Source organism: Streptosporangium sp. NPDC023615, from assembly GCF_040640155.1.
Lineage (GTDB): Bacteria > Actinomycetota > Actinomycetes > Streptosporangiales > Streptosporangiaceae > Streptosporangium.
Genome location: NZ_JBFABE010000063.1, coordinates 40,970 through 47,291 on the forward strand (window position 1 = coordinate 40,970; position 6,322 = coordinate 47,291).

Consider the following 6,322-nt stretch of genomic DNA (forward strand, 5'->3'; position numbering starts at 1 on the left):
CCGCTCGCGGCGGCTCCGCTGCAAAGCGGCGCGCGTGGACCCCGCCCCCCGGGTTCACCGGCGCGCGGCGCGCCTCACCCGGTCGCGCGCGGGACCGCCATCCAGACGTCGGCGGACAGCGACCAGGTGGCGTTGGGCGCGTCGACCAGCGAGCGCTCGTCCTGGCGGACGCGGAGGTTCATGACCTGGACGGGGAGCCCGTACGCGGAGAGCTGGTCGGCCCTGGCCGCGAGCAGCACCGGGACGCGCCCGGCGGCGCGGACGCGGGCGCTCAGCCGGTCGACGTCGGCGCGGGCGGGCACGTCCGAGCGGGGCGCCAGGACGATCCGCCCGGTGGGCACGTCGCAGGTGCCCCGGACGACCTGGGTGAAGCGGTCGGAGGTGACGCGCTCGGCGACGAGCACCGAGGCGCGCGCCGGCAGGGCCGCGCACAGCGCCTCGACCGCGGCGCGCTCGCCGCGCTCGATCGGGGTGAAGGCCGTCCCCGCCGAGGTGAAGGCGGGGAAGACCAGCAGCAGGGCGGCGCCGCCCACCGTGAGCCCGCGCAGCGCGGCCGGGCCGTACCCGGACCGGCGGGCCCTGTCGCGCAGCCAGCGCAGGCCCCAGACGGCGAGCAGGACCATGCCCGGAATGATCACGGGGACCAGCCGCCGGGCGGCCCACGGGTGGTCGGGGGTGATGGCCGGCCGGTAGAGGGTGCCGACCGTGGTCCACAGGACGACGGCCAGCGGCAGCACCCACCCGGCGGCCGTCCCCCGGACCAGCCTGCGGGCGAGCACCGCCGCGGCGAGCACGGCCAGCAGTGCCGCCGGGACACCGATGTACCAGGCCACCCAGTGCGCCGAGTTCTCGTAGTAGAGACGGTACGGCTCGGTCGGCAGGCCGTTGGCCCGCTGGACCGCGGCGACGAAGAGGGAGGTCGTCCGGTCCTCCGGCGTGGCCGGCAGGCGGGTCACGGTCTCCAGCCACGGCCGTACGGCGAAGGCGGCGGCGACCAGGACGACCAGGCCGGAGGCGGCCTCGGGCAGCCTGCGGGTCCGGGCGGCCCGCCGCACCGGACCGGCGAGGCGCGGGGCGAGCGCCGCGGCCACCGCGATGAGGAGCACGACCGCGCCGCAGATGGCCAGCAGCGGGATCAGCGATCCCGACAGGTAGTCCAGGTACGGCCGCGACAGCAGGTAGGCGGCGGCGAGGCCGAGCCCGGCCCCCGCCACCAGCCCGCCGAGCAGCGGCACCCCCCGCCGCCCCCTCTCCCGGTCACCGGCCCGGCCGAGGGCGATCAGCAGCCCGGCGTAGGCGAGCACCGGGAGCATGTCGCGCAGCCCGTCGATCCTGACCATGACCGCCAGCCCGATCACCAGCCCGGCGAGCCCCGCCGCCCCCGCCGCCCCCCTCGGGTCCACCGGCCCTCCGGGGCGGGGGGCGGCGCCGGCGCCGGGCCCGGCTCCGGAGCGGAGTCCCGTGCCGGCGTCGTGCAGCAGGGCGAGGCCCCCGAAGATCAGGATCAGCGACGGGATCTCGCTGAAGGTGGTCCGCGAGGTGTAGAGGATCGGCAGGCAGACGGCGAGGAGCAGCGCGGCCAGGGGCGCCCAGCGGGCACCGGCGAGCCTGGCGGCCGTCCCCGCGACGACGAGCACGGCCGCCGCCCCCAGCACGGGCGGCACCAGCAGCAGCCCGGCGATGTCGCCCGCCCAGGCGCCCACCGTGTGGAGCATCGGCGCGCCCGGCATGAACTGGGGCACGACCGCGCCGCCGAAGTCGTAGAAGCCCACGCTGCCGAAGCGGAGGGCCGGGTCGGCGCCGCCGAAGGCCTGCTCCTGGAAGGGCACCGGCAGCGAGCCGTGCCCGGCCAGCCAGAGGGCGTACTGCGCGTAGGTGCCCGGGTCGCGGCGGACGATGAGCTGCTCGCCGTGCAGGAGGCCGTTGAGGATCCCCGACCCCAGGGCGACCGCGACCACCCCGGCGACCTGCCGGGCCGTGGCCCCGCCGATCTCCGGTACGCGCCGCAGGCCGTACCGGCAGAGCAGCGTGACGATCACCAGGCCGAGCGGGACCGCGAGGAGCGGCCGGAACGCGCCGAGCAGCAGCAGCGGCAGACCGGTCAGCAGCCAGCCCGCCACCGCCAGCGGGGGGACGACCGAGAGCACGGCGAGCACCCTGCCCGCCGAGGGCCTGCGCGCGCGATCCAGCGGGCCGGTGGTCATGATGTGACGAGATCGTACTGCCAACCCGGGGCGACGGCGGGCGCGCCGTGCCCGGGGGCGGGCCGCGAGGTCACCCGGGAGCCGGTAGCGTACGCGCAGCGCGCGAGGAGGGGGACGAGTGTTCGGGTGGGCGCGGCTGCGTCGGCGGTTCCTGGGCGGTCGCGATCCGCTGGACGGGCACGGCTCCCCCCGGGAGCACGCTCCCCCCGAGGGCCGCGGTCCCCTCCTGGCCCGTGGGGCGCGAGAGCATCGCTGGTTCCTGGGGCTGCTGGCCGCGGGGGCCGCGCTGCGGCTGGTCACCGTGCTGGGGTACCGGCCCGCGCTCTGGTTCCCCGACTCCTACACCTACGTCGTCACGGCCATGAGGCCCCGGCCCGACCTGGTGCGGCCGGCCGGGTACTCGATGTTCCTCAGGCTGCTCCAGCCGTTCCACGACTTCGCCGTGGTCACGGTCGCCCAGCACCTGATCGGCCTGCTCGTCGGCGTGCTGGTCTACCTCACCGCGCGACGGCTGCGGGCGCCCGGCTGGGCCGCGACCCTGGCCTCGGCCCCCTCCCTGCTGGACGCCTACCAGATCGAGCTGGAACACCTGCTGGTCTCCGACACCCTCTTCACGGTCCTGGTCGTCGCGGCGGCCTGCCTGGCCGTACGCGGCCTGACCCCCGGGGGTCCGGGGAGCCGGACGGGGTGGCGTACCGCGGCCGGGATCGGCCTGCTGCTCGCGGCGGCGACGCTGACCAGGACCGTCGGGCTGCCGCTGGTGGCGCTCTTCGCCTGCTGGCTGATCCTCCGGGAGCGCGGCCGGGTGCGCGCGGCGGGGATCATGCTGATCGCCGCGACGGTGCCGATCCTCGGTTACGGCGCCTGGTTCCACGCGACGACCCAGCGGATCGGCATCGTGGGGGCGAACGGCGTCTTCCTGTACGCCAAGACGATGACCTTCGCCGACTGCGGTGTGATGCGGCCGCCGCCGGACCTGGCGGTGCTCTGCGACCCGCGCCCGCCGGCCCTGAGGCCTCCCGCGCAGGAGTACGTCTGGTCGCAGGAGTCCCCGCTGGTGAGGCTGCCCGGCATCACGTTCACCCGGGAGAGCGACGCGCTGGCCGGGCGGTTCGCCTCGCTGGCGATCCGGAGCCAGCCGCTGGACTACCTGGGGTCGGTCGCCTCGGAGCTGAGCCGGTCGTTCACCGTGGGCCGTCCGGTCTACCCGGACCAGGAGATCTACGACTACTACCGCTTCCCGGCGACGCCGCCCCCGCCGCCGGGGCGCTACCCGGCGACGGTCGGCGCCCAGGCCGCGGAGCGCTACCAGCGGGGTCCGATCTCCACCCGGATCGTCGAACCGTACGCGGGCTGGATGCGTACCTACCAGGGGGTCGCCGGGCTGCCGGGCGCGGCGGTGCTGGTGATCCTGCTGCTGCCGCCCGCGGCGGCGTGCGTCCGGCGGTTCCGGTCGGCCTCGACGGCGTGGGCGCTGCCCTGGTCGGTGGCGGCGGTGCTGCTGGTGATGCCTCCGGCGGTGGCGGAGTTCGACTACCGCTACGTGCTGCCGGCGGTGCCCGCCGCCTGCCTGGCGGCGGCCTTGATCGTACGTAAACCTAATTTCAGTAACATTCCACTAAATGTCCGTATTTGAGTATGCTGGCCGCCGGATCACACAGCGGTCTCAGGGGGCGGTCTTGGCCAAGTTCGCATCATCACGGCTCCTGGCGCGTACCCCATGATCTACTCTTTGGGCGCAGTGATCGAGCCTCATCATCACCGGAAGACGCCGCCGAGCGGGAGGACCGCATGAGCGACCACCGGCAGGCCGCCGTCAGGGACCGCCGGGCCGAGACGACCTCCCCCGGCCGCCGGGGGGTACGGCGGGCGGGGGCGCAGACACCTCCCGCCTCGGCGCCTCCCACGGAGCCGATGTCGCCCAGGAAGGCCTCGAAGGGCAGGGGGCGCGGGCCGCGGCGGCTCGGCGTCGGCGCATGGGCGAGCATCGCGGCGACCGGGCTGCTGGTGCTCGGCACCCTGGGCGGCTACAAGGTCTACCGGGACGCGCTCGGCGGGGTCGAGACGCTCGACCTCTCCGGCAAGCTCGGCAACAACCGGCCCGCGCCCGTCAAGGGCGCGCTCAACGTGCTGATCGTGGGCTCCGACACCCGCGAGGGCGACAACCACAAGTACGGCCAGGAGTGGACCGCCTCCGACGGCAAGCGCACCGACACCATCATCCTCATGCACATCGCCCCCGACCGCGACAAGGCGACCTTCGTCAGCTTCCCCCGCGACTCGATGGTCGACATGCCCGCCTGTACCTCGGAGACGGGCCAGCAGGTCGCGGCCCGGACCGAGATGATCAACGCCGCCTACAACGAGGGCGGCATCACCTGCACGATCACCACGCTCGAGGCGCTCACCGACATCCACATCGACCACTTCGTCGAGGTCGACTTCACCGGCTTCAAGAACATCGTGAACGCCCTCGGCGGCATCCGGGTCTGCCTGACCAAGCCGGTCGACGACAAGGACTCCAAGCTCACCCTGCCGGCCGGCTGGCACCTGCTGGCGGGCGAGAAGGCCCTGGGCTACGTCCGGTTGCGCAACTACGGCGACGGCAGCGACATCGGCCGCATCAAACGCCAGCAGGTCTTCCTCAGCCAGGTGGTGAAGAAGGCCACCAGCAGCGAGCTGCTGACCGATCCCGCCAAGATGGTGAACTTCATCAACACCGCCGCCAAGTCCGTCCGGATGGACGAGGAACTGGCCAGGGACACCGGCACCCTGCTCAAGATCGGGCAGAGCGCCCAGAAGCTGACCGCGAGCGGCGTGAAGCTGATCACCGTTCCGTGGGGCCCCCACCCCGACGACCCGAACCGGGTCGCCTGGGTGCAGCCGTACGCGAACCAGCTCTTCGCGGCGATCAAGAACGACACCGAGGTCACCCCGCCGCCCGACCCCAAGGCCAAGCCCGCGGTCAAGCGCGAGCAGGTCAGGCTCCAGGTGTTCAACGGCACCGACACGCCGGGCCGGGCCAAGCAGGTCGCCGACGAGCTGGCCGACCAGGGCTTCGTGGTCACCCACGTCGGCAACGCCCGCCCGGCGACCGGCAACGTGCCCACCACCACGGTCCGCTACGCCAAGAAGGACGCCGACGAGGGCGCCTCCTACGGTGACGCCGTGGCCGCCAGGCTCTCCGGCGACAAGCGCGCCCCGGTCCCGGGCAAGGTCAAGCCGCTCACCACGGAGAAGTACGTGCCGACGGTGGCGCCCCCGCCCACCGCCGACGGCAAGGCCCCGGACGGGCCGATCATCCAGTTGATCATCGGCGCCGACTGGCCGGGCGTCCGCGCCCTCCCCAAGATCCCCGACGCCCTCACCGACAAGGTCGTGGACAGCAAGACCAACCCCTGCACCTGACGTCCGCGGGCCGTCCGGAACGACCCGCGGGCTCGTACGATGATGATGTGCCCGCCGTCCTTCGTTCCCTCTGGGACGAACCCCGCCCTCCGGGCGCCCCTCGGCGCGTGTGGCGGGACTGGGCGCTGGTCGGGGTGATCGTCCCGGTCGCCGTGCTCGAAGGGGTCCTGCGGCCGGACCTTCCGTGGCGGGCCGTCTCGGTGTGCGTCGCCGTCGGGCTGGTGCCCACGCTGCTGTGGCGCCGGAGCAGGCCGCTGGCGATGGTCGTGATCTGCTTCGCCGTCACGGGGCTGCCCGGCGTCCTGACGGGCGAGCCCCTGTCGGAGATGTACACGATGGTCTACCAGCTCATCCTCCCCTACGCGCTGTTCCGGTGGGGGTCGGGACGCGAGGCCGTGACCGGGCTCGTGATCATGATCGTCTCGGCCTCCCTCACCACGATCGGCGAGGACGCCACCGGCGCCGGCACGATCGGCGCGTTCGCCGTGCTGTCCACGACCGTCACCCTGGGCGGGGCGCTGCGCTACCGGGCCCGCGCCAGGGCGCGCGAGCTCGACCAGGCCAAACTGCTCGAACGCGAACAGCTCGCCCGCGACCTGCACGACACCGTCGCCCACCACGTCTCGGCGATGGCGATACGCGCCCAGGCGGGCCTGGCCGGCTGTGGCTGCTGGTGCCCGCCCTGATGATCGCGGTCCTCTACGTGGTCA

General features: G+C 74.0%; 4 protein-coding genes. 3 read left to right on the forward strand and 1 reads right to left on the reverse strand.

Going from position 1 to position 6,322, the window contains the following annotated elements; translation table 11 throughout:
- Positions 1-74: 74 nt before the first annotated feature.
- Positions 75-2,204 carry a hypothetical protein gene (locus AB0G16_RS30990; RefSeq protein WP_362812926.1) on the reverse strand — a complete coding sequence of 710 codons (2,130 nt, stop codon included), beginning with the start codon at positions 2,202-2,204 and terminating at the stop codon, positions 75-77.
- A gap of 118 nt (positions 2,205-2,322) precedes the next feature.
- On the opposite strand from AB0G16_RS30990, the gene AB0G16_RS30995 reads away from it, so the two are divergent.
- The 3 genes from AB0G16_RS30995 to AB0G16_RS31005 all read left to right on the forward strand — a co-directional run bounded on the left by AB0G16_RS30995 (position 2,323) and on the right by AB0G16_RS31005 (position 6,298).
- On the forward strand, positions 2,323-3,840 hold the full coding sequence (locus tag AB0G16_RS30995) for a phospholipid carrier-dependent glycosyltransferase (RefSeq protein WP_362812929.1): 1,518 nt from the start codon (positions 2,323-2,325) through the stop codon (positions 3,838-3,840).
- Between the two features lie 155 nt (positions 3,841-3,995).
- Positions 3,996-5,612 carry an LCP family protein gene (locus tag AB0G16_RS31000; RefSeq protein ID WP_362812932.1) on the forward strand — a complete coding sequence of 539 codons (1,617 nt, stop codon included), beginning with the start codon at positions 3,996-3,998 and terminating at the stop codon, positions 5,610-5,612.
- Between the two features lie 47 nt (positions 5,613-5,659).
- Positions 5,660-6,298, forward strand: coding sequence for a histidine kinase dimerization/phosphoacceptor domain-containing protein (locus AB0G16_RS31005; RefSeq protein WP_362812935.1), 639 nt, complete (start codon positions 5,660-5,662; stop codon positions 6,296-6,298).
- Positions 6,299-6,322: the final 24 nt, after the last annotated feature.